General features: G+C 46.4%; 15 protein-coding genes and 1 pseudogene. 12 read left to right on the top strand and 4 right to left on the bottom strand.

What is annotated here, in order from left to right; translation table 11 throughout:
• Positions 1–11: 11 nt before the first annotated feature.
• From BHV83_RS18350 to BHV83_RS18335, 3 genes and pseudogenes are all read left to right on the top strand, one after another.
• The gene (locus BHV83_RS18350; RefSeq protein WP_122205788.1) at positions 12–1,733 is read left to right on the top strand and encodes a RagB/SusD family nutrient uptake outer membrane protein; all 1,722 of its coding nucleotides are present in this window, start codon (positions 12–14) and stop codon (positions 1,731–1,733) included.
• Between the two features lie 125 nt (positions 1,734–1,858).
• Positions 1,859–3,585, top strand: a pseudogene (locus BHV83_RS18340) (DUF6057 family protein).
• 3 nt (positions 3,586–3,588) lie between these two features.
• Positions 3,589–5,040: a TolB family protein gene (locus BHV83_RS18335; protein ID WP_005646467.1), complete on the top strand. Its 1,452-nt coding sequence runs from the start codon at positions 3,589–3,591 to the stop codon at positions 5,038–5,040.
• A 214-nt stretch (positions 5,041–5,254) separates the two neighbouring features.
• Here BHV83_RS18335 and BHV83_RS18330 read toward each other — a convergent pair whose 3' ends face one another.
• Positions 5,255–6,535, bottom strand: a complete 1,281-nt coding sequence (locus BHV83_RS18330) for a M64 family metallopeptidase (RefSeq protein ID WP_286757874.1) — start codon at positions 6,533–6,535, stop codon at positions 5,255–5,257.
• Positions 6,536–6,726: 191 nt separating this feature from the next.
• On the opposite strand from BHV83_RS18330, the gene BHV83_RS18325 reads away from it, so the two are divergent.
• From BHV83_RS18325 to BHV83_RS18295, 7 genes are all read left to right on the top strand, one after another.
• Positions 6,727–9,390, top strand: coding sequence for a TonB-dependent receptor (locus BHV83_RS18325; RefSeq protein WP_122298137.1), 2,664 nt, complete (start codon positions 6,727–6,729; stop codon positions 9,388–9,390).
• A gap of 40 nt (positions 9,391–9,430) precedes the next feature.
• Entirely contained in the window at positions 9,431–10,810 is a 1,380-nt protein-coding gene (locus tag BHV83_RS18320; protein WP_119215493.1) for a hypothetical protein, read from the top strand.
• Positions 10,811–10,816: 6 nt separating this feature from the next.
• Positions 10,817–11,833 (top strand): metallophosphoesterase, encoded by a 1,017-nt coding sequence (locus BHV83_RS18315; RefSeq protein ID WP_119215492.1) that lies wholly within the window; start codon positions 10,817–10,819, stop codon positions 11,831–11,833.
• A 293-nt stretch (positions 11,834–12,126) separates the two neighbouring features.
• Entirely contained in the window at positions 12,127–13,353 is a 1,227-nt protein-coding gene (locus BHV83_RS18310) for a quaternary amine ABC transporter ATP-binding protein (RefSeq protein ID WP_286757871.1), read from the top strand.
• Complete coding sequence (locus BHV83_RS18305; RefSeq protein ID WP_122115871.1) at positions 13,350–14,165, top strand: ABC transporter permease; 816 nt, start codon at positions 13,350–13,352, stop codon at positions 14,163–14,165. The genes BHV83_RS18310 and BHV83_RS18305 overlap by 4 nt, the downstream gene beginning before the upstream one ends.
• 23 nt (positions 14,166–14,188) lie before the next feature.
• Complete coding sequence (locus BHV83_RS18300; protein ID WP_122205784.1) at positions 14,189–15,058, top strand: glycine betaine ABC transporter substrate-binding protein; 870 nt, start codon at positions 14,189–14,191, stop codon at positions 15,056–15,058.
• 69 nt (positions 15,059–15,127) lie between these two features.
• Entirely contained in the window at positions 15,128–15,847 is a 720-nt protein-coding gene (locus tag BHV83_RS18295; protein ID WP_005636280.1) for an SGNH/GDSL hydrolase family protein, read from the top strand.
• Positions 15,848–15,899: 52 nt separating this feature from the next.
• Here the strand turns inward: BHV83_RS18295 and BHV83_RS18290 are convergent, their stop codons facing one another.
• Together BHV83_RS18290 and BHV83_RS18285 are read right to left on the bottom strand one after the other, a co-directional pair.
• Positions 15,900–16,382, bottom strand: coding sequence for a ferritin (locus BHV83_RS18290; RefSeq protein ID WP_022322741.1), 483 nt, complete (start codon positions 16,380–16,382; stop codon positions 15,900–15,902).
• A 154-nt stretch (positions 16,383–16,536) separates the two neighbouring features.
• Positions 16,537–16,965, bottom strand: a complete 429-nt coding sequence (locus BHV83_RS18285) for an Hsp20/alpha crystallin family protein (protein ID WP_005636284.1) — start codon at positions 16,963–16,965, stop codon at positions 16,537–16,539.
• A gap of 338 nt (positions 16,966–17,303) precedes the next feature.
• Here BHV83_RS18285 and BHV83_RS18280 point away from each other — a divergent pair, with 338 nt between their 5' ends.
• The gene (locus BHV83_RS18280) at positions 17,304–18,797 is read left to right on the top strand and encodes a DUF4153 domain-containing protein (RefSeq protein ID WP_122205783.1); all 1,494 of its coding nucleotides are present in this window, start codon (positions 17,304–17,306) and stop codon (positions 18,795–18,797) included.
• 5 nt (positions 18,798–18,802) lie between these two features.
• On the top strand, positions 18,803–20,035 hold the full coding sequence (locus BHV83_RS18275; RefSeq protein WP_122203781.1) for a sugar MFS transporter: 1,233 nt from the start codon (positions 18,803–18,805) through the stop codon (positions 20,033–20,035).
• 370 nt (positions 20,036–20,405) lie between these two features.
• Here BHV83_RS18275 and BHV83_RS18270 read toward each other — a convergent pair whose 3' ends face one another.
• The gene (locus BHV83_RS18270; protein WP_005636289.1) at positions 20,406–21,242 is read right to left on the bottom strand and encodes an OmpA/MotB family protein; all 837 of its coding nucleotides are present in this window, start codon (positions 21,240–21,242) and stop codon (positions 20,406–20,408) included.
• Positions 21,243–21,326 lie beyond the last annotated feature (84 nt).

The raw sequence follows: 21,326 nt of genomic DNA, 5'->3' as shown, positions 1-21,326 counted from the left end.
AAGATTGTAAGATGAAAAAGAAAAATATATTCCAATTGTTTTTATCCGGAGTGATCTGCCTGCTGTGCACTACTTCCTGTAGTGTCGAACCTGATTTTTATTCGCAGGTGGTTCCGGAGACTTTTTATAGCTCACAAGATGCCGTATGGCAACGTTTCAACCGGCCGTTTACTCACTGGCGCTGGTACATTGCCCATGACAGTCCGCGTTGGTTGTTGCAGGAACTGGGGACGGATGAGTTCTGTCTGCCTACGCGTGGTAGCGACTGGTATGACGGGGCCGTCTATCAGAAATTCCATCATCATGAGTATACGGAAGACATGACGCGTGTCGAGACGGGCTGGACCAACTTTGCGATGGGAGTCGCTTTGGCTTGGGATGCATTGGAAGATTTGGAAAATGTCGATTTCGATGCATTGGGCTTTGAAGAGGGTACGCGCGAATCCATGTTGAACCAGCAACGTACGCTGGCGGCTTCCTTCTATTTGGACGGTTTGGACTTCTTCGGAGGGGTGCCTTTGTACACGACGACCCAGAGCGAAGTGAAAGGACGTTCGACGGATGTCGAGACATTTAACTTCATCGATTCCTTGTTGAAAATAGCCGTTCCGAATCTTCCGATCAAGGAAGAACTGGGCGGGATGGAAACCGGTTCGATCCATCGTGCAGCCGGTGCAGCCTTGCAGGCTCGTTTGTATTTCAATGCCAAGTCTTATATCGGCAAGGAGATGTTTACCGAAGCCGCCCAGATCTGCCAGGACATTATCGACGGTAAGTACGGACAGTATGCATTGGAAACGGATTGGACGAACATATTCGGATTTGACAACGAACGTTGTCCTGAGCTGATCTGGTCCGTACCCAGCCAGAATGCAAAGACCGAGACGGATGCCATGTATTGGGGTATGATGGTTCCTTACAACTATAAGAACTACCTGGGTGGACTGGAAGGTTCCGGTTCGGACAATGCTCTCGGACTGGTGCCGAGTCTCGATCCTACGGGTAAGCGTTATCCATATAAGCTGGGTGGAGCGTACGCGAAGTTCAATGATAAGGATATCCGTAAGCAACCTTATGTATATGAAGGCAATGGCAAATATCGCGGTATGTTTATCGTTGGCGAATTGGTGAATCCGCTGAATCCGGAATGGGTTTGTACGGGTACGCGCGAGTATGCCGGAGAGGTGATCACGGTTGTCGACCAGATCGCTCATTTTGCCAAGGTAGGAAAAGATCCGCTTTATCCGGATGTGGCTTCGTTACCTTCGACGGTTGCGACGGCAGAAGAAAACTCCGGGGTACGTGTGACGAAACGCAGTCCGCGTCCGACTCAGGAAGAGTTCAAGCGGAAAGGCGATCCGGACGTACCTGTGATCCGTTTGGCCGAGATCTATTATATGCTGGCCGAATGCAAGATGCGTGCCGGTGACAAACAGGGGGCTGCCGATCTGATCAATACAGTCCGCAAGCGTTATTTCGAAGACGGAGTGGATCCAGATCCGGTAACGGCTGCTAATCTGGACAAATACCGTATGCTGGACGAATGGCAATTGGAATTCTTGGCCGAAGGACGCCGCCGTACGGACTTGATCCGTTGGGATGCCTATGTGACGGAAGACTGGTGGGATCATAAGGCGACGAACAATCCGAACCTGAATCGTTTCCCGATCCACTACAGTCTGATCGGTGCTAATAACCTGCTGAAACAGAACCCTGGTTACGGCAGTAAGTAGAATGTGAAAGACTACGAAGTATAATTTTACTCTTTAGACCGGGGGAGAGAGGAACAGTCGTCAAAAGGCGACTTCCTCTCTTCTTTTGTTTCATTTCATTTCCTTTTAACGAAAACGATGGGATTATGACTGGGAGGACGCTTGTATTTTGGCTGTTCGTATTTATCGGACTTTGGTTTTTCTTTTGGTCGTTCGGGACTTCCACGTTCCAACGGCAGGAAGAGGTGCAGTTGTTTATTCCCGAATGGGTGGTTATCCGGGATATGCTGTCTGTCCCCGGTGGCTTTTGTACGGTGGTCGGGCAGGCTTTGGTTCAATATTATACTGCTTCCCTGTTTGTCTTGTGTGTTAACAGTATTTTCTTGTGTGTGGCCGGTTTCTTGTGTTATCTGCTTTTGCAGGAAATCGCACCGCGCGGATATAATTTGTTGCTTGCCCTGTTTCCTGTTTTAGGATTGCTGAAGGCCCATACGAGCTCTTTTTACGTGTTGGACGGGACGGTCGGGCTGATCCTGCTTCTGCTATTCTCTTATGTTTTTATCCGTATACGGAGAATGAAGGTGCAGTTGTTTTATGGTGTGGTGAGTGTGTTTCTCGTCTATGGTTTGACTGGCCAGTTGGCGGCACTTTACGGTCTGGTCGTGGTTTTGTGTTTTTGGCTGGGGTGTTGTTGGCTTATATCGGTATTCGTTTGGCTATCGGTATTCCGTTGACAGACGGGATTTATTCGGAAAGGTATCAGGAGTCTCAGTTGCAGCCGGATTCTTATGTCTATTTTATCTGGATCCGTTTTGTCATCTTGCTTCTGATTCTGTTTGCAACGGCTTATACGATGAAGGTTCTTCCCAAAGGAAAGCGTTCGGTGAAAGTATTTGTTGCGGGAAGCTTGTTGGTCGTCCTGTTTTGCTTTTCCGCATTTTGTCTGCCCGGACCGTATGAAGTCCGGAACAACCGGATGAACGAGTTGTCCGTTTGGGAGCAAAGGAATGACTGGGACACGATTATCCGCGAACATCCGGAGAAGGAGGTGACGGATTATGTCAGCCTTAACTATTTGAATATGGCATTGGCTCAAAAGGGCGCTTTGGGCGACCGGTTGTTCCATTATGACCAGAAAGGGCCGCAAAGCCTTCTGGCTTCCTGGGACCGGACTTATTATATGAGTTGCCTGTTGAGTGATATCCATTATATGATCGGGGATATCAGCCTTTCGGAAGGATATGCGATGGAAGGCCTGACACTTGCCAAGCGGGGAGGAAGCCCTCGTATGCTTCAACGATTGGTGAAGATTAGCTTGATACGGAGAGATTTTGCTTTGGCGGATAAGTATCTGGGTATACTCGGCCGGTTGCCGGGATATCGGCGTTGGGCGGAAAAATATACCGGCTATGTTCGTCATCCCGAAAGGATCGGGCAGGATGGAGAGCTTGCCGCGAAGACAATACCGGCCTTCCAGCCGGACAATTTGCTTTGCCTGACCGGCATCGACAGCCTTTGGGTTGGACATCTTTCGGAACCAGGCGTAAACCGGGTTGCATGGGAATATTTAGGTTGTTCCTATCTGCTGGCGAAGGAAATGGAGAAGTTCAAGATATTCCTGTCCCATGCCGGTAGATTTTTGCCGGGACAGTCCCTTCCTGTTCATTTTCAGGAGGCGGCATTGGTTTTGGCGACTGAGGACCTTTCTGTCCTTGACTGGGTTTCCATCCGGCCTGAGATAGTGCAACGCTATAAACAATTCCAGAAAGATATTCTGAAGATCAAAAATGGCGCAGACGGGCTGCCTTGGCTTTACCGGCAATATGGAGACACTTTTTGGTTTTATTATTATTGTAAGAATTTGAATGGATAGTCTATGAAGTATTTATATTCTCTGTTGTGGCTTTGTACGGTTTTCTTTTTCTCTTGCAATGGTGGATTGCCCGATGCGGAGGAAACGGAAGGTGAAATAGAAATCTTTCCCGATTATAAAGGGGTCGCAGTCCCTTGTAATATCGCTCCGCTGAACTTCAAACTGAAAGAACCTTGCGAAGCAATCGCCTTATTCTCCGGCAAAGATCAGCAAATACGGGTGGATTCGGATAACGGTTCTTTCCAAATCCCGGAGAAGAAGTGGCGCCGGCTGTTGGACGCATCGGTTGGAGGGAACCTTACGGTCGGGATCTATATATGCAAAGATGACAGATGGTTTCGATATCCTCCTTTTTCCATTCAAGTAATCAAAGATAAAATCGATCCCTATTTGGTCTATCGCCGTATCGCACCAGGCTACCGGATGTGGAACAGGATGGGGATTTACCAGCGTTGCCTGGAGGATTTTACGGAAGAAACCTTTCTCGACAATAAGCAGACGAATAATAATTGTATGAACTGCCATTCCTTCTGTATGCAGAATCCGGATCGGATGCTTTTCCACCAACGTGCGCTACATGCCGGGACCTACATACTGACGGATGGTGATATCGAGAAGCTGGATACGAAGACCGAACGGACTATTTCCGCTTTGGTCTATCCCGCCTGGCATCCGTCCGGGCGATATGTTGCATTCTCGACGAATGATACGAAACAGGATTTTCACCTTTCGGATGCGAACCGGGTGGAAGTGTTCGACAATCGATCGGATGTCGTGGTCTATGATGTGGAGAAACATGAAATCGTAACAGCTCCCCATTTATCTTCGGAGGAGAATATGGAGACTTTTCCGGCATTCTCTTCGGATGGCAGACGGTTGTATTTCTGTTCCGCACCGGCGTGCCGGATGCCTGAGTCATATCGGGAAATCCGCTACAACCTGCAAAGCATAGCTTTCGATCCGGAAAAACGGAGTTTCGGCCAGACGATAGATACGCTTTACAACGCTAATGAGGAAGGACGGAGCGCGAAGCTGCCGAGAGTATCTCCCGATGGCCGTTTTCTGATGTACACGGTTTCGGATTATGGCAACTTCTCGATCTGGCACAAGGATGCGGATTTGCGACTATTGGACATGTTGACAGGTAAAACAGATTCCCTTCTCCAAGTGAACAGCAACGATGTCGAAAGCTATCATTCCTGGAGCAGCAACAGCCGGTGGTTCGTTTTCAGCAGTCGTCGGGATGACGGGCTGTATACACGGCCTTACATTTGTTATCTGGGTGCAAATGGTGTTCCCGGCAAACCTTTCCTGTTGCCTCAGAAAGAGACGGACTATTATGAACGTTCTCTCTTCTCTTTCAATATTCCCGAACTCATTCGCGGTAAAATCAAGGTAGATACTTATAAATTGATCGATATTAGCAAATATGGGGAAGCGGTACGGTTAAAATAATTATATCTTATAATGAATTTTCCCGTAGCAGACATTTCGTCTCCTCGGTGAAAGATGACAGATAATCAATCATGGCGTTTTTCAACACTCCCGTTCGAAAAGACATTCGACACGAGAAAAGACCACCATAAAGCTATGCTTTGGCATCCGTAACCCATAGCTTTACAGAGGCTAAAGCTATGGGTTACGGTTTGCTGGGCGCCTATAGATTTTATTACTTGTCTGTCAAGAAATCGACCATCTGAAGAATGGCTCGTGAGCAAGCCGGGCAGAATGGGGCGTAGTCGCGCATCATACAGTGATCCATCGGGCGATAAATGCCTTTCGACAGGTAACCGCCTCCTTCGAACACGCCGGCTTTGTCCTTATGTCCGGCATCGAGTGGGGTAGGAATAGGAGTGTCTGCGGGCAATAAGTCTTTCCATTTGCTGCCGAAATCGACTAAAGTTGTGATATTCGGTTCCCACGGTTCGTATTTCAGGTTATAGAAATCCTGGTAGGCGACTTCCGAAGAAAAATATTCGTCTGCCAGGCCGGCGAAGCTATGTCCGAACTCATGTGTAAAGACGACAGGTGTCCGTGGGTTGTCGGCTGTCCCGCAGGCATAGAAGTTGTACATGCCGCCACCGCCGTACATATCTGTGTTTATCAGCAGGAATATTGCATCACATGGTACGTTCCAGACGGCATCGCGGATCGATTTCATATCCGGTGTTGTCAGATAACGGTCTACCCCGAATGTATAATAACCGGAATTGAGGGCTGTGTTCTTGAAGATACCTTTACCCGAAACATCCGTGCCCGATTCTTCCGATACCAGGCAGACAGCCCATACGTTGAAGTCGTTTCGACGTGTCGTGAAAGGAGGAGTCGCGAACAAGGCTTCTGTAAACCTGTTTGCATCTGCTACGAATTTCTCCTGTTCATCCGCCGTGTATCCTTCAGCAATAAAAACAAGGTCCACTTTTTCTGTCGAATCGCCGCTTTTCTGTATCTGATGCACTTTATTGGCTTTCAGTTTTCCCTGGTCGATGAAGATACTTTTGGGATCGACCTCTTGTTTCAGCAACGGATGGAATTGCATGTCGGCCTTGTCGCGTGCCGTGATCTCGACATAGACAGGTACTTTCGGGAAAGGAACGGAAGCGCTGTTTGTCCACGATTGTGTTTCTGTCTTGGCCTGTTCTGTCGAGCGCCATTCTTCGAACAACGTATTGAAGCCGCGTGAGTAAATCAGCTTATTCGTAGCTTTGTCATAGACATTAATATAATAACCTCCGTAATTGAACTTATCGATCAGGTTCTTGACCGGACCTCCCCATACCGGTTCTTCACGCAACCCCTGGATAGCAGCCGATTGTGACTTTAGATTACCGCTCAAGGCAAAATCCACCCGGAGACTTTTCTTTTCGAAATATTTGTCGAAGTCACTCTGGGCAAATACGGAGATGTTGCATAGAATGGCAAGAAGTAAAAGTGAAATCTTTGTTTTCATATTAGTATGTGTTATTATGTGTAATTCTTACTCGCAAATATAAGACTTTTTGTAGATTAACCGGTCGATATCGTTTAAATATGTAGCTTTTTTGTTCCTTCTGTTTTCTGCCTGTAACGTAATTGTAAAAAGAATGAAGTGTTGCTGTTATCCGCACCTTCTACTTTTGCGGCGGAAAAGAAAAACAAATAATGAAGCAATTACTACTCGTTTTATTTCTGACTTTGACTCCGGCTGCTTATCTGACCGCTGCGACAGTTAAAGGTTGGGTTAAGGATGCGCAGACCGGCGAAGAACTGATCGGTGCTGCTGTGTATGTGAAAGAAAATCCGGCGATGGGAACGACAGCCGGGCTGGACGGGACATTCGTCCTGAAAGATGTGCCGGAAGGAAAAAACATCACGTTGGTTTGCAGTTATATCAGCTATGAGACACAGGAACAGAACGTAAACACGCTGTCCGGCCGGGATGTACTGTTTAACATGAAGCCTTCGGCCATGAACCTGGAAGGTGTCACGATCATAGCCACCAATCCGGGACGTACCGAAGCCGGTGCCCGCGGGATTGAGAAGCAGGCGATGAATGTGGTCAACGTCATGAGTGCGAAAGCGATCGAGCTGTCACCGGATATTACGGTTGCCAATGTGATCCAGCGTATGTCCGGCGTGACGGTCGAGCGTAACAGTAGCGGAGAAGGTCAGTATGCCATTTTACGGGGTATGGACAAACGGTATAACTATACGTTGGTGAACGGTGTGAAGATTCCGAGTCCCGATAATAAGAACCGCTTTGTGCCGCTGGATATCTTCCCCTCCGAGATGCTGGACCGTCTGGAGGTGACCAAATCCTTGACGGCGAATATGGAGGGAGACGGCATTGGTGGCGCTGTCAATCTGATCATGAAAGATGCTCCTTCCGAACGCCAATTTACGGCCAACTTGTCTACCGGTTATAACGCGATGTATTTCGGTCGTGACTTCCAATCGTTCAACCGGGGCGGTATCGTAAAGAAATCTCCTTACGAAGCGTTGGGGAAACCGGAAGATTACAAAGTGACGATGGAAGACTTTACGACTTCGAACCTACGGATGAAATGGAAGAAACCGCTGCCGGACCTGACTGCCGGACTTTCGTATGGCGACCGCTTTTTTGATGATAAATTGGGCGTCATGTTGGCGGGGAGTTTTCTGAGTACCAGCCGGGGAAAGGAAAGTCGGCTCTATTATCAACCGGGAACGAGCCATAATGGGATAGAATACCGTAATTATTCATCGGAACAGACACGTATCGGTGTGCATGCCAAACTGGATTACTCCTTGAACGACAACCATAAGCTGACTTGGTATAACGGTTATATGGATATGAGCGAAGCCGAAGTGCGCGATGGGGAAGATGAAAAGGAACGGGCTGTCCGTATGCGTTGGAACCACCAGTATATCATCAATTCGACCTTAAAAGGCGAACATTTGTTTCTGTCTGGCGGAGCGTTGCGGTTGAACTGGTCGGCTGTCTTGTCCAAAGCATTCAGCGAAACGCCCGATAATGCGGAAATATATCTGTTGGGTTCCCACGTGTCTACTACGGATGCAGCCAAACGTCGTTGGGAACATAACTCGGATAAGGACAAAGCCGGATATGTCGATCTGGCATATAAGTTGAAATTGGATGGCGGGGCGGTCCTGGATTTCTCGGCCGGAGGTATGTACCGGGATAAGAAGCGTGACAGTTTCTTTAATGAATATACGTTCAACTCGGCTACCGGTTCCAAGAATCCGCAATATATCAATAAGGACTGGTTTAATTTTGACGAGATACAGTTCGTCCCCCGTCCTTATGGCAACATAGGGGATCCTCTGAATTACGATGCAACGGAAAAGATCGGTGCCGGATATGGAATGGTGAAGTATACCTTGAAGGAATGGGAATTGATCGCCGGGGTGCGTGTCGAGCATACGAATCAGGGATATGTACTGAAATTTCCCCGTGATGTTGATCCGGAAGGGAACCAGGACTATACGGATGTATTGCCGAGTTTCCATGCCAAATACGGTATCCATCGAAATGCCAACCTGCGTTTCTCGTATGCGCGTGCCATCAATCGTCCGAGCTTTTTCGAGATCGTGCCTTACAGCATCATTAATGAAGATTATAAGGAAAAGGGAAATCCGGACTTGAAGCATACGGTTGCCGACAATATCGATTTACGTTATGAATTTTTTCCAAAGTCTTCCGAGCAGTTTATGGTCGGCCTGTTCTATAAGAATATCCAGGACCCGATCGAATACGGGTTGTTGAACGAAGGCCAGGATACCTATTATAAACCGATGAACTTCGGTGACGCCAAGAATCTGGGGATGGAAGTCGATGTGATGAAATACTTCAACTGGTTCGGTATTAAGGCAAACTATACCTATACACATTCGAAGGTCACGACAGACAAGCGTATCATGGAAGGATCGGAAGTGAAGTCGGTGCGCCAGTCCCGTCCACTGTTCGGACAGGCGGCCCATGTGGCAAATCTCTCCCTGCTTTTCAAAGAGACCAGACACGGCTGGGAGGGCCAGGTGTCTGCCAGCTATACGGGAAAACGTCTGAGCGACATTTCGAACTGGTATGAAGATGATATATGGGAGGACGGCTACACCCAGCTGGATGCTTCGATAGAAAAAAGTTTCAAGAACGGCATCAGTATCTTTGGCAAGGCCTCCAACCTGTTGGATATCCCGCTCTTGCGCTACATTCAGAAAGGACCGCATACGGAGAGTGTGGATTCAGACCGGCATAATGGGAATGTGATCGAACGGAAAGAATGGCACGGTCAGTCATTTATGCTCGGCATCCGGTATAAACTTTAACATAGCAATTATATTAATATTTACATTAAGCATTTATTTTATGAAATTCAATGCATTATTAGTGAGTGCAGCCATGATGGTCATGACTTTGGCTGCTTGTGGTGACGATGATCCTGTTAATCCGGATAATAATCAGGGTGGAAATGAAGATACGGAGACTGTGGAGGGGGATGTCGAGGGGACTTGGAAAGCCAATACCATCATATTGGTATCAGGCCATATCACAGTACCGGCCGGTAAATCCCTGACAATAGAGGAAGGTGTGCAGGTTATCTTTGATGACAAAGGTGTCGGAGCCAACCATGTCCCTGTTGAATTTACGGTAGACGGCAATCTTTACTGTAAGGGAACAGCTGAAAATCCGGTCCTTTTCTCCGTAGCTGAGGAAAATCGCACGAAAGAGAATACGTTTGCCGGCTTATGGGGTGGTATCGTCGCTTCGAACAGTTGCGAGGAAATGTTGATCGACCATACCGTTATCGAATATACGGGTGGCCAGGTGGTGGAAGGTTCTCCGGCTGCGGCCAACGGTGTATATACGGCCGGTGACGACGCTTATCCGCAGATCACGACTAACAATATCAAGGGGAAATATGTCATCACTAATTCTGTTCTTCGTAATGGCTGGTCTGACGGTATTTATTTGATGGGCGGACAGGCAATCATAGCTGGCAATACGTTTGCCGCCAACGGATATGACGGGGCGGAAGCTGTCAATGTAAAAGCCGGATGTACGGTGGATGTCGCCGGTAATATCATGTTCAGCCCGAACACTAACGGATTGAAACTGTCCAGTTCAGGCCAGAGCGAAACGCGCGGCCAGGCTAAGGTTCAGGCCTACAATAATACAATCGTCAATGCCGGTTGGCGTCGCGACGGTGAGAAGGGTGGTTGTGTATATGCTGAAAAGAATGTGTTGGCGAATGTTTTCAACAACTTGATGGTAAATTGCAAGTTCCGTGCCATGACCCCGAGCTTCAAGAACCCGAACGACCCTGAAGAGGGTTATAGCGACCAGTCTGTGATCGATTATAATTTTTATGCTTCCGGCAGCCAGAAAAGTGATATTGTATATGAAGAGGAAAGCGGTGTCGCCTATGCATGGGCCGGTTATAACTACGAACATAAGAATTACAACTCCGGAGTAGTGGATGTGCATAGTATTATCGCTACTGAAAATGATTTGAAGGACCCGCTGTTCGAAAACTTTGCCGTTAACGAAGTCGCTTTGACCGAATATGTATATGATGAAGGATGGGATTTCCATGTCAAATCCGGTTCTCCGGTATTGGCAGGCGCTAATAGCGGAACTGATGCCAACTTGGTTCCCTACTTTTCGACAAACGGGCTTTCCGTAAATGGTGTCATTTACCATTCGCCGGCGGTGAAAGCACAATTCGGAGCTTTCGGTTTAAAATAAAAGAACATGATGAATAGAAGAAATTATTTACAGACCTTATCGGCTTTGTTCGCAGTCTCCGCTTTTGGGGGCTGCACTTCTGCCGGTAAGCAGAAAGATGCGTCGAATTCGGAAACGGATATTGCCGGTCCTGCTTTAGCAGGGGAGGCATTCGACGTTCCGGCCGTATCGGAAGAAAGCAAAAATTTTTATCTGGTCAGCGACTTGGGACGGAACGGTTATTATGAACAAAAGACGATTGCCGAGTTGATGGGAAACCTGGCGGAAAAGATAGACATCGAATTTATTGTCACGGCCGGGGATACTCATCATTTCGAGGGAGTAGCCAGCGTCGACGATCCGTTGTGGATGACAAACTACGAGCTTGTTTACAGCCATCCTGAGCTGATGCTGGAGTGGTTTGCCGTCAACGGGAACCATGAGTATCGCGGTAATACGCAAGCGGTATTGGATTACGGCAAGAAAAGCCGTCGTTGGATCGTCCCTTCCCGTTATTACTCAAAAGTCGTGGAGGCGGGTGAAAATGAGAAAGCCTTGTTGGTATTTATAGATACTTCGCCTCTGATTGACAAATACCGTGAAGATACGGAGAAATATCCCGATGCCGGCAGACAGGATATGGAAGAGCAGCTTCAATGGATCGAAAAAACGCTTGCCTCTTCTGTTGAGAAATGGAAGATCGTAATCGGCCATCATCCTGTCTATGCCGATACGCCGAAAGAGGAAAGTGAACGTGCCGATATGCGTAAACGTTTGGAGCCTCTGTTGGACAGGTATGGTGTCGATATGTATTTTTGTGGTCATATTCATAACTTCCAGCACATCCAGCCTGCTGACAGCAAGGTTGACTATCTGGTAAATACATCCGGTTCACTTTCTCGTAAGGTAAAGACTGTCGAGGGTACGAAGTTCTGTAATCCGGAAGCCGGGTTCACTGTAGTCAGCATGGAAGATAGTAAGTTATCCTTTTATCTGATGAATGGAAAAGGGAAAATACTGTACGAGTACAGCCGAACAAGATAATACCATCGAAAAAGAACATATTTATTCCTTGTTAGTCCGGAAATCTCCTTGTATTTCATATGCGAGGCGATTCCGGACATTTCCTTTTGGTCGAAAATATGAATGATTGATTCTTTTGATTTTGTTATTTTATTGTCTGATTATAAGTGATTTATTATACTAATAAAGACGAGTGAAGACCGAACTTATTGTCTTTTTTAAACTAAACGCGTTTTTCCCTGTTTATTAAATAGACACCACATGCCCGGTCCTGGGAATTACTTCTAAACATGACCAAATATAATTTTTAAAATATGACGAAAATAGAAATAAAAGACTTATCGATTCTTTTCGGACCTGAGAAGGCCAAAGCGAAAAAGATGGTTAAGCAAGGTAAGAGCAAACAGGAAATTTTAAAAGAAACAGGCTGTACCATAGCTGTCCGTAATGCCAATCTGGAAATAAAGGAAGGAGAGATGTTCGTGATAATGGGGCTCTCCGGTAGTGGTAAGTCGACGTTGGTGCGTTGTATTAACCGGCTGAACGAACCCTCTATGGGAGAGATATGGCTGAGCGGTAGGTACATCACATCTCTGTCGGATAAGGAACTGTTGCAAATACGCCGTAAGGAGATGGCGATGGTATTCCAGCATTTTGGCCTGTTGCCTCACCGGACTGTATTGAGCAATATAGCTTTCGGGCTTGAATTGCAGGGAGTGCCTAAAGAAGAGCGCGAAAAGAAAGCATATGAAAGCATAGCCGTTGTAGGATTGAAAGGATATGAGAACCAGCGTGTGGACGAACTCTCCGGAGGTATGCAGCAGCGCGTCGGACTGGCACGTGCTTTGGCGAACGACCCGGAAGTCCTGTTGATGGACGAGGCTTTTTCTGCCCTTGACCCGCTTATCCGCGAACAGATGCAGGACGAGTTGCTGGACTTGCAGGAGAAGATGAAACGTACCATTGTCTTTATCACACATGATCTGGACGAGGCCATCAAATTAGGCGACCGTATTGCCATTATGAAGGATGGCGAAGTCGTACAGGTCGGGACGCCCGAAGAGATATTGACCGATCCGGCGAACGACTATGTCACCCGTTTTACCGAGAGTGTGGATCGTGGGCGTGTCGTTACGGCCTCTTCCATCATGCTGACTCAACCGATCGTTGTCCGTATCCGCAAAGATGGTCCGGAGGCCATAATCCGCAAGATGAGGGAAAAACGTTTGTATGCATTGCCCGTGATCGGTGCGGACGAGCAGTTCCTTGGTGAAATACGGTTGAAAGATGTGCTGCGGTTGCGTAAGGAAGGGGTGCGGGATATCAGTTCGATTGTCATGAAAGAGGTCCCTTCCGTATTGGAGAGTATGACAGTCGAAGATATGTTGCCCCTCTTGCCGAAAGTCCAGCAGGCTTTGCCGGTGGTCGATGAGAATAACCGTTTGAAAGGTGTCGTATCGACCTCAGCCATCATTATCGAGATGACCGGAAAAGATCAGAAAGAAATAGAAGAAATCATTCAAAACGCAATAGATTTATGATAAATATCGGAAAATATATAGAAATGGCCATTAATTGGCTGACAGAAAACTTTGCTGGCCTTTTTGATGTAATCAACCACATCGTAGGCGGCTTTATCGACGGCTTCCAGGGAATACTGATGTGGGTCCCGTTCTACCTGATGATTGCGGGAATAGCAGCTTTGGCTTGGTGGAAAGCCGGAAAGGGAACCGCTGTCCTGACCTTGCTCGGTTTACTTTTGATTTTGGGGATGGGGTTTTGGGTACAGACCATGCAGACTGTGGCGCTTGTCTTGTCGTCGACGATCATCGCCTTGCTGTTCGGTGTCCCGCTAGGAATCTGGACCGGGCGAAACGATAAGGCGGCTAAGGTGATCCGTCCGGTTTTGGATCTGATGCAGACGATGCCCGCTTTTGTCTATTTGATTCCGGCTGTTCTGTTTTTCGGACTGGGACCTGTTCCGGGTGCTTTTGCCACCGTGATATTTGCCATGCCTCCGGTTGTCCGTCTTACCGGCTTGGGAATCCGTCAGGTTCCGGAAGATATTGTAGAGGCGACCCGTTCGTTCGGGGCCACTTCGGGACAACTTCTTTTTAAAGTACAGCTCCCGTTGGCTTTACCTACCATTATGGCAGGAGTGAACCAGACAATCATGATGGCTCTCTCTATGGTTGTGATTGCGGCCATGATCTCGGCTGGCGGATTAGGTGAGATCGTATTGAAAGGAATCACACAAATGAAAATCGGACTTGGTTTTGAAGGCGGCATAGCCGTCGTGATTCTAGCGATCGTTTTGGATCGTATTACACAGGGCTTTGTGCGTAGAAAGTAAAACAGATAAAAAGAAAAGTATTTATGAGAAGATTGATTATCATTATAAATTTATCCCTTATTGTAGCCTTCATGATGATGTTCGCTGATTGCAGCGATTCCTCGAATGGCAGGAAACAGGTTTCGATCGGTTATGTAAACTGGTCGGAAGGCATAGCCATGAGCTATCTGGCGAAAGTCATGCTTGAGAGCAAGGGGTATGATGTGATGCTGCGAAATGCGGATATTGCACCGGTCTTTGTCTCGATGGCGGCCGGTAAAGTCGATGTTTTTATGGATGCATGGCTTCCGGCTACACATGCCGATTATATAAGGAAATATGGCGATAACTTGGAAGCGTTAGGAGTAGCCTATAAAAATGCCAGGATGGGGCTGGTAGTCCCTTCGTATGTCACGATCCGTTCCATAGAAGAATTGAATGAGCATAAAGAGAAGTTCCGCAACGAGATCATCGGTATCGATGTCGGGGCCGGCTTGATGAATGAGACTGAGCGTGTCATCCGGGAATATCCGGTCGAGCTGACGTTAAAACCTTCGAGCGGTGCGACAATGGTCGCATTTCTCCAGAAATCGATCGAGAACAAAGAGTGGATCGTGGTAACCGGCTGGACTCCCCACTGGATGTTCTCCCGCTACGACCTTAAATTTCTAGATGATCCGCAAAAACAGTACGGCGATGCCGAACAGATTCAGATTATGGCAACCAAAGGCTTTTCTGACAAAGATCCGTATGCAGCCGCTTTTTTCCGGAACTTTTCTCTCGATAATGACCAATTGAGCGAATTGATGGATTTGGTGGAGGCTTATCCGATGTACGAGGAAGAGGGAGCTAAAATTTGGTTATCGGAACATCCGGAAGTGAATGAATTTTTTCCTACATTCGCAGAAAAGTAGAAAAATTGAATTATGAAGGATATCCGGAAAGTTATAGGTTTATTGTTGTGTATGACAATCTGTTGTTATATGACGGGCGAGGAAAAGAAAAATCTGAATATAGTATTTATCGGAAACAGCATAACGCAAGGCGCTTTGTTGGAAAATCCGAGACATGAGGCTCCCCCTGTGAAGGCCGCTTTGTATCTGCGCAGGCAGCCGTCTGTCGGAACTGTCCGCTATTCCAACCAGGGGGTAAGTGGAAGTACGACTTTTGATTTTCTGCCTCAAACCGATTTGCTATTCCCGAAGGTGGTCCGGGTCGCCGACCAGTTCAAAGATGAAACTTGGGCGACTTTGATCTTTTCTATTATGCTTGGGACGAACGACAGCGCTATTACAGGACCGAACGGAGCTCCGGCCTCGCCTGCCAAGTATTATGAAAATATGAAAACGATTATCGATAAGTTGCTGGCACTCTATCCGGAATGCAAGATCGTATTACACCGGCCGGTATGGTACAGCCCGAATACATACAACGGAGCCAAATACCTGGAAGAGGGATTGAATCGTCTGCAAAGTTATTATCCTGAATTACAGGCGTTGGTTCTCGATTATTCCAAACATTTTCCCGGACAGGTCTTTATGGGAGATACGGATGGTTTCGATTATTTCAAGACGCATTATAAAAACGAACTCTTCCCCGAAAAGGGAAATGCAGGAACTTTCTATCTACATCCTAACCGGAAAGGGGCTTCTGCTTTGGGAGAGCTGTGGGGGAAAGCGATACTTGGGGCAATTGACAATTAATAAGAATGTGTCAACTAATTGTCAATTGTCCATTATCAATTGTCCATTGTTTTTATCTTTTGCCCAATCTGTGGTCAAGGATACCAACATGGCATTCGCCATAATTCTTCAACTGTTCTACGATTTCTTTAGCTGTAGATTCTTCTTCAACCTGCTCGCGAACGAACCCAAAGAGGAAGTCTCTTGATGCATGGTCTTTATCTTCTTCTGCGATATCGACCATTTTGTCGATCAGTTCGGAAACGTAGCATTCGTGTTTGTAAACATGTTCGAATAATTCTGTGACGCTGCCCCATGCAGTAGGAACGACATTGATCTGCCCGATTGTGATATCACCACCGCGGTCGATAGTGAAGTCGATCATTTTGTGGGCATGCCCCATTTCTTCTTCTGCTTGCTTTTTCATCCAGTGGGCGAAACCGTTTAATCCCAGTTTCTGGAAGTGCACGGACATGGACAGATACAAGTTGGATGACCACATTTCTGCATTAACTTGTGCGTTAAATGCTTCGGATAATTTCTTGCTTAAAATCATAATTTTATTTCCTTTCTTTCAATTAGATTTATAATACGATACAATGTTTATATAGGCAAAGATATAGATAAAAAGATAATGGTTTGCTTTAACCGGATAATATTTTTCCAATAAAACAAACCATTAGAGCCTTTAGTTTATATGAGACAACAGATTATTTGATTTCGATAATCTTTTCAGCTTTCTTGGCTGCTTCCTCGCTCATTTTCGGGATGATGATGTTCAACACGCCATTCTCGACTTTTGCTTCGATCTTTTCTTTCTCTGCGTTTTCGGGAAGAACCATTGTCTGCTGGAATTTGCTATAGGAGAATTCGCGTCTCAGATAGCGTCCTTCTTTTTTGTCTTCATTCTTTTCTTCTTTTTTCTCCATCGATACGACCAGATTGTCGTTCTCGTCGATGCGGATGTTGAAATCGTCTTTTGTCATACCAGGAGCAGCAACTTCTACCCGATAGTCCTTTTCCGATTCAATCACGTTGATGGCGGGAGCTGTAGAGTTCGCTTTAATCATCCAGTCGTTGTCAAATAAATCATTGAATACATACGGTAACCAATTTTGACTTCTTCTCATCGGTGTCATAATACAGTCCTCCAATTATTTAGTTAAACATTTATATTCTTTTCCGCTCTCGTTTCTTCTAACCCGAAAGCACTATATCAACTTCAAAAGACATGCCAGAACAATATGTCCGGCGTTAATATGAATAAAGGATGATAAACGAAGTTGAAAATCCTTTCCGGAGGCCATGATTTTAGGTAAACAGGCTTACTCGTATGGATATATGTGTTTGAAAATGGGATTGTTAATGGAGAGTGTCTGTAGGAAAATTTGGCAGAAAAGGAACCATTTTGGCATGTAAATAGTGGCAGAAAAGCAATAACGCTTATCTTTATGGCCTAATTATAAATATTGAAGGTATGAAAAAGAAAATAGAGGCTCTTCTCAAACGTTTACAGATAGCAGTGCAGCACAATCCGGCAGAGGTAGTTCTGTCTGTTTTATTTTGCTGTTTCGGTTGCGCGCTGTATGAAACATCTTGGGCAAGACTGGCTGTTGTCGTTTATTACTTCCCGGTCTTATTCCTGATTACCTGTACATTGAATTCGATGACGGAAGGATCGCGCTGGCGTTTTGCCTATTATCTGTCTGTGTTGTTCTTTATTCCGTTTTTCTGGAAGGAGAAAGATCTCTGGTCTGTTTTCTATTGGGTGACGCTCGTAGTAGTGCAACTGCTGTATCTGGTGTGCGACTGGAGACGGGATAACGATAGGTTTGTCAGGAAAGGGCTTTGTTACCTTCGGGCGATGCTTTCTGCCGGATTGCTGGCCGGGATTGCCTGGCTGCTTTCTATCTCCATCTATTATTCGATCCAGTATATTTTTGAGATATGGCAATATGGGGAACGGCGGTTTATGGCCTATTCGTCCAGTATCGCATTTGCAGGGATATTGCCGTTGTTGTTCCTTTTGTTTAACCGGGAGAAAGAGGAGGAGGAAGGCGTGAACAAACTGTTCGATGTATTGCTGAATTACGTCCTTTCGCCGGCCTTGCTGATATATGCGGTTATCTTGTATCTCTATTTTGTCAAAGTGGCCGTTTTGTGGTCCTTGCCCAAAGGTGCGGTTGCTTATATTGTCGTTAGTTTTATTTCGGCTACATTCATTCTGAAAAGTTGCCAGCCGTTCCTGGAGAGAAGATATTATGATTGGTTTTACCGCTATTCCGGTTGGGCTGTACTTCCGGCGTTGGTCATGTATTGGGTGGGAACTTTCTACCGGATCAACCAGTACGGATATACGGAAGCGCGGGTGTATCTGGTGGTGGTAGGCGCTATCCTGACGGGGACTGTCCTGCTGTTCTTTTTCCGACGGACCGCACATTATTTGTATGCGGTTGTGCTTGCCGTCGTTTTGTTGTCCTTTGTCACGTATATACCGTGCATAACAGCGAGGGACATAGAACGGATCTCGCAGGAAAAGCGCGACAATTATCCGATTCCGGCAAATCCGGGCAATTATTATGAATATGTAACCATTACCGATTATTCACCTTTGGATATTACGGGATATGAAACGCTCCAGGCTGTCGGCCGCTATGACGAAGGCCCGATAAACAGCATGATACAGATGGACACCTTCTATTTATGCGATAAAAACTCACTAATTCTTTTTGAAGCAGAAAGAGATTCTTTGCTTTTCCGCCAGATGGAGAAGGTTGGGTTGGCTCCGTCCGATTCGATCCCGGATGATTTATATCCGGATATTCTCCGGCTGGATCTGGATTCGGCTCTGTATGTGTTCGGCGAAATTTCTGTCTACCGCAGTTCGCCGGATTCGGCTTATACGGTCTCTTATATGGGAGGAGGGTATTATCTGAAAAAAAGAGTATCTTTGCCGACTCGTAATAAATAGCAAGCATGAAAAAGAATAATCAGAAAACTTTGTTTTCCGCTCCCGGAGGGAAGTCTTATCTTGTCCCGTTTATATTGATCACCAGCCTGTTCTTGTTGTGGGGTTTTGCTCATGGTCTGTTGGACGTATTGAATAAGCATTTTCAAGGTGTCTTTACGATGACGAAGGCAGAGAGCGGCCTTGTGCAGTTCTCCACTTATATCGCTTATTTCCTGATGGCGCTCCCTGCCGGTATGTTCATGAAGCGGTTCGGGTATAAGAAAGGGATTATTTTAGGGTTATGCCTGTTTGCTGTTGGTGCGTTCGCTTTTATTCCGGCGGCTTATCTGCATTCGGCATCTCCATTCCTGGTCGCCCTTTTTGTGATTGCCTGTGGGCTTTGTATTCTGGAAACGGCAGCCAACCCTTATTCCACGATTTTAGGGCCGGAGGAATCGGGGGCGCAACGCCTGAATTTGTCTCAATCGTTTAACGGGTTAGGTTGGATTTTAGGCCCGCTGGTCGGTGGCATGCTGATATTCGGTGGCGAGGAGAGCGATCCGTTTACGCTGACGAAACCATATATCCTGGTTGGCTCGGTTGTTTTACTGGTAGCCATTCTTTTCATCTTTACCAAACTACCCGAAGTACAGGTGGAAGAAGATACGGATGCGGAAGAAAAAGAATATGTACCCGCATCCGGTACTGCCTCCATGTGGAGACATCCGCAGTTTGTCCGGGCTATTATTGCACAGTTTTGCTATTGTGCTGCCCAGACGGGAATTTTCAGTTTCTTCATTAATTATGTGACGGAAGTCGATACTTCGATGACGAATATTGAGGCTTCGCGTATCTTGGCTTTCGGAGGAATGGCTTTGTTTATGATCGGCCGTCTATCCGGCAGTTTTACGATGAAGTGGATGTCTCCGGCCCGTCTCCTGACATGGTTCGCTTTGGCGGATGCTGTCTGTATGGCGTTGGTCGTCGTGTCTGTCGGTACGGTTTCTTTGTATGCGCTCTATCTTTCTTTTTTCTTCATGTCCATTATGTTCCCGACAATCTTTGCACTCGGCCTGGAAGGTATGGGTTCTTCTACAAAGAAAGCATCATCCTATATCGTTATGGGAGTAGCAGGCGGAGCCTTTGCCCCAATGCTGATGGGATATATCGGGGCCGATAACATGGCGATTGGGTTTGTGATTCCGTTGTTGTCTTTCCTGTATATCCTGTATTTTGCTTTGCGGTGCAAGAAGAAATAACATAAAAAAAATCTCTATTTATACTGTCATACTATCATACTTTGCCTTCTGCCGATTGAATATTAAGGTGTACAAAAAATGATAGGAGGCATGATGGTTGTTTTTCCACTATCATATTATCATAAAGACAAGCACATTTTTTATCAAAGCATATAGCTTATTTTTAAGTAACTACCTATCTATTCTTTTTGAGACCCGGATCTCGGTTCCTCTGATACCTGGGTCTCGATACCGTGCAGATGGGGGTCGGAATCCTGCTGGAATAAGGGTTTTCACGAGAAAACTTGCTTGCTTTTTGTTAAATTTGTCCGTTACTTTTGAAAGAAACAAAGGTAACGGACAAATCGCGGTAGCTGCCTTCCTATGAGTGCTATTGGTTCAACATTTGATATAACTTATCCAGCTTTGGAGCCATGATGATTTCGGTACGGCGGTTTTTAGCACGGCCGTCGGCTGTCTCATTGTCGGCAACAGGCATGAATTCGCCGCGGCCGCAAGGTTGTATCTGCAAAGGTTTGACACCGTAGTCCTTTGTCAGGATGCGGACGACCGAAGTGGCGCGGATGACACTGAGATCCCAGTTGTCTTTAAACTGGGCGGTGTTGATCGGCTTGCTATCGGTATGCCCTTCGATATAAACGTCGATGTCGGATTGTTTGTTAAGGACTTCGGCGAGTTTGGCCAAAGCCTCCTTGCCACGCTTGTCGACACGGGCGCTTCCCGATTCGAAAAGAAGTTTGTCTGACATGGCAACGTAGACTTTTCCGTCTTTTTCGCGGACGGTCAGTTCGTCGCTACTGAAACCCAGGAGGGCATCCTTTACACTGTTGAGCAAGTTCTGTACCCGTTCAGTCTGTGCATTGATCATATCCTGTAGTTCGTTGATCGTCCGTTCGCGTTCATCCAGTTCGTTCATCTTCTGGCTCAGGAGTGAATTCAATTTTTCCTGCTCCGTCATGTTGGTGTTGAGCATGCTTTGATAGTTGCGGATGTTCTTGCCCATGCGGGTGGTATCCCGTTCAAGTGAAGCAAGACGTGAAGTGAGGCCGTCGTTGTTGTCACGGCAGTTTACAAGCTGATTCTGCAGGTCGTCTCCCCGGGCAATGGCTTCCAGGCGTCCGTTTTCGGCTAGCAGATACTTTTTTTTCGTTACACAAGAAGTGCAGACAAGCAGTACGGAGACTGCAACTAATAGAACTTTTTTCATTTTGTAGACAATTTTAGCGAATGTAATATTTATTACACATAACTAGTACTGGGTTTAGAATATTTGCAAATAATTAAACTATAA

It is taken from the genome of Parabacteroides sp. merdae-related_45_40 (assembly GCF_001915675.1).
This window is presented reverse-complemented; position numbering and strand designations above follow the sequence as displayed.

Bases quoted from the DNA above. Each gene is read 5' to 3' on its own strand.
- BHV83_RS18285 (WP_005636284.1), bottom strand. From the start codon at position 16,965: ATGACACCGATGAGAAGAAGTCAAAATTGGTTACCGTATGTATTCAAT.
- BHV83_RS18320 (WP_119215493.1), top strand. From the start codon at position 9,431: ATGAAATTCAATGCATTATTAGTGAGTGCAGCCATGATGGTCATGACT.
- BHV83_RS18350 (WP_122205788.1), top strand. From the start codon at position 12: ATGAAAAAGAAAAATATATTCCAATTGTTTTTATCCGGAGTGATCTGC.
- BHV83_RS18290 (WP_022322741.1), bottom strand. From the start codon at position 16,382: ATGATTTTAAGCAAGAAATTATCCGAAGCATTTAACGCACAAGTTAAT.
- BHV83_RS18270 (WP_005636289.1), bottom strand. From the start codon at position 21,242: ATGAAAAAAGTTCTATTAGTTGCAGTCTCCGTACTGCTTGTCTGCACT.
- BHV83_RS18325 (WP_122298137.1), top strand. From the start codon at position 6,727: ATGAAGCAATTACTACTCGTTTTATTTCTGACTTTGACTCCGGCTGCT.
- BHV83_RS18310 (WP_286757871.1), top strand. From the start codon at position 12,127: ATGACGAAAATAGAAATAAAAGACTTATCGATTCTTTTCGGACCTGAG.
- BHV83_RS18275 (WP_122203781.1), top strand. From the start codon at position 18,803: ATGAAAAAGAATAATCAGAAAACTTTGTTTTCCGCTCCCGGAGGGAAG.
- BHV83_RS18330 (WP_286757874.1), bottom strand. From the start codon at position 6,535: ATGAAAACAAAGATTTCACTTTTACTTCTTGCCATTCTATGCAACATC.
- BHV83_RS18280 (WP_122205783.1), top strand. From the start codon at position 17,304: ATGAAAAAGAAAATAGAGGCTCTTCTCAAACGTTTACAGATAGCAGTG.
- BHV83_RS18295 (WP_005636280.1), top strand. From the start codon at position 15,128: ATGACGGGCGAGGAAAAGAAAAATCTGAATATAGTATTTATCGGAAAC.
- BHV83_RS18315 (WP_119215492.1), top strand. From the start codon at position 10,817: ATGATGAATAGAAGAAATTATTTACAGACCTTATCGGCTTTGTTCGCA.
- BHV83_RS18335 (WP_005646467.1), top strand. From the start codon at position 3,589: ATGAAGTATTTATATTCTCTGTTGTGGCTTTGTACGGTTTTCTTTTTC.
- BHV83_RS18305 (WP_122115871.1), top strand. From the start codon at position 13,350: ATGATAAATATCGGAAAATATATAGAAATGGCCATTAATTGGCTGACA.
- BHV83_RS18300 (WP_122205784.1), top strand. From the start codon at position 14,189: ATGAGAAGATTGATTATCATTATAAATTTATCCCTTATTGTAGCCTTC.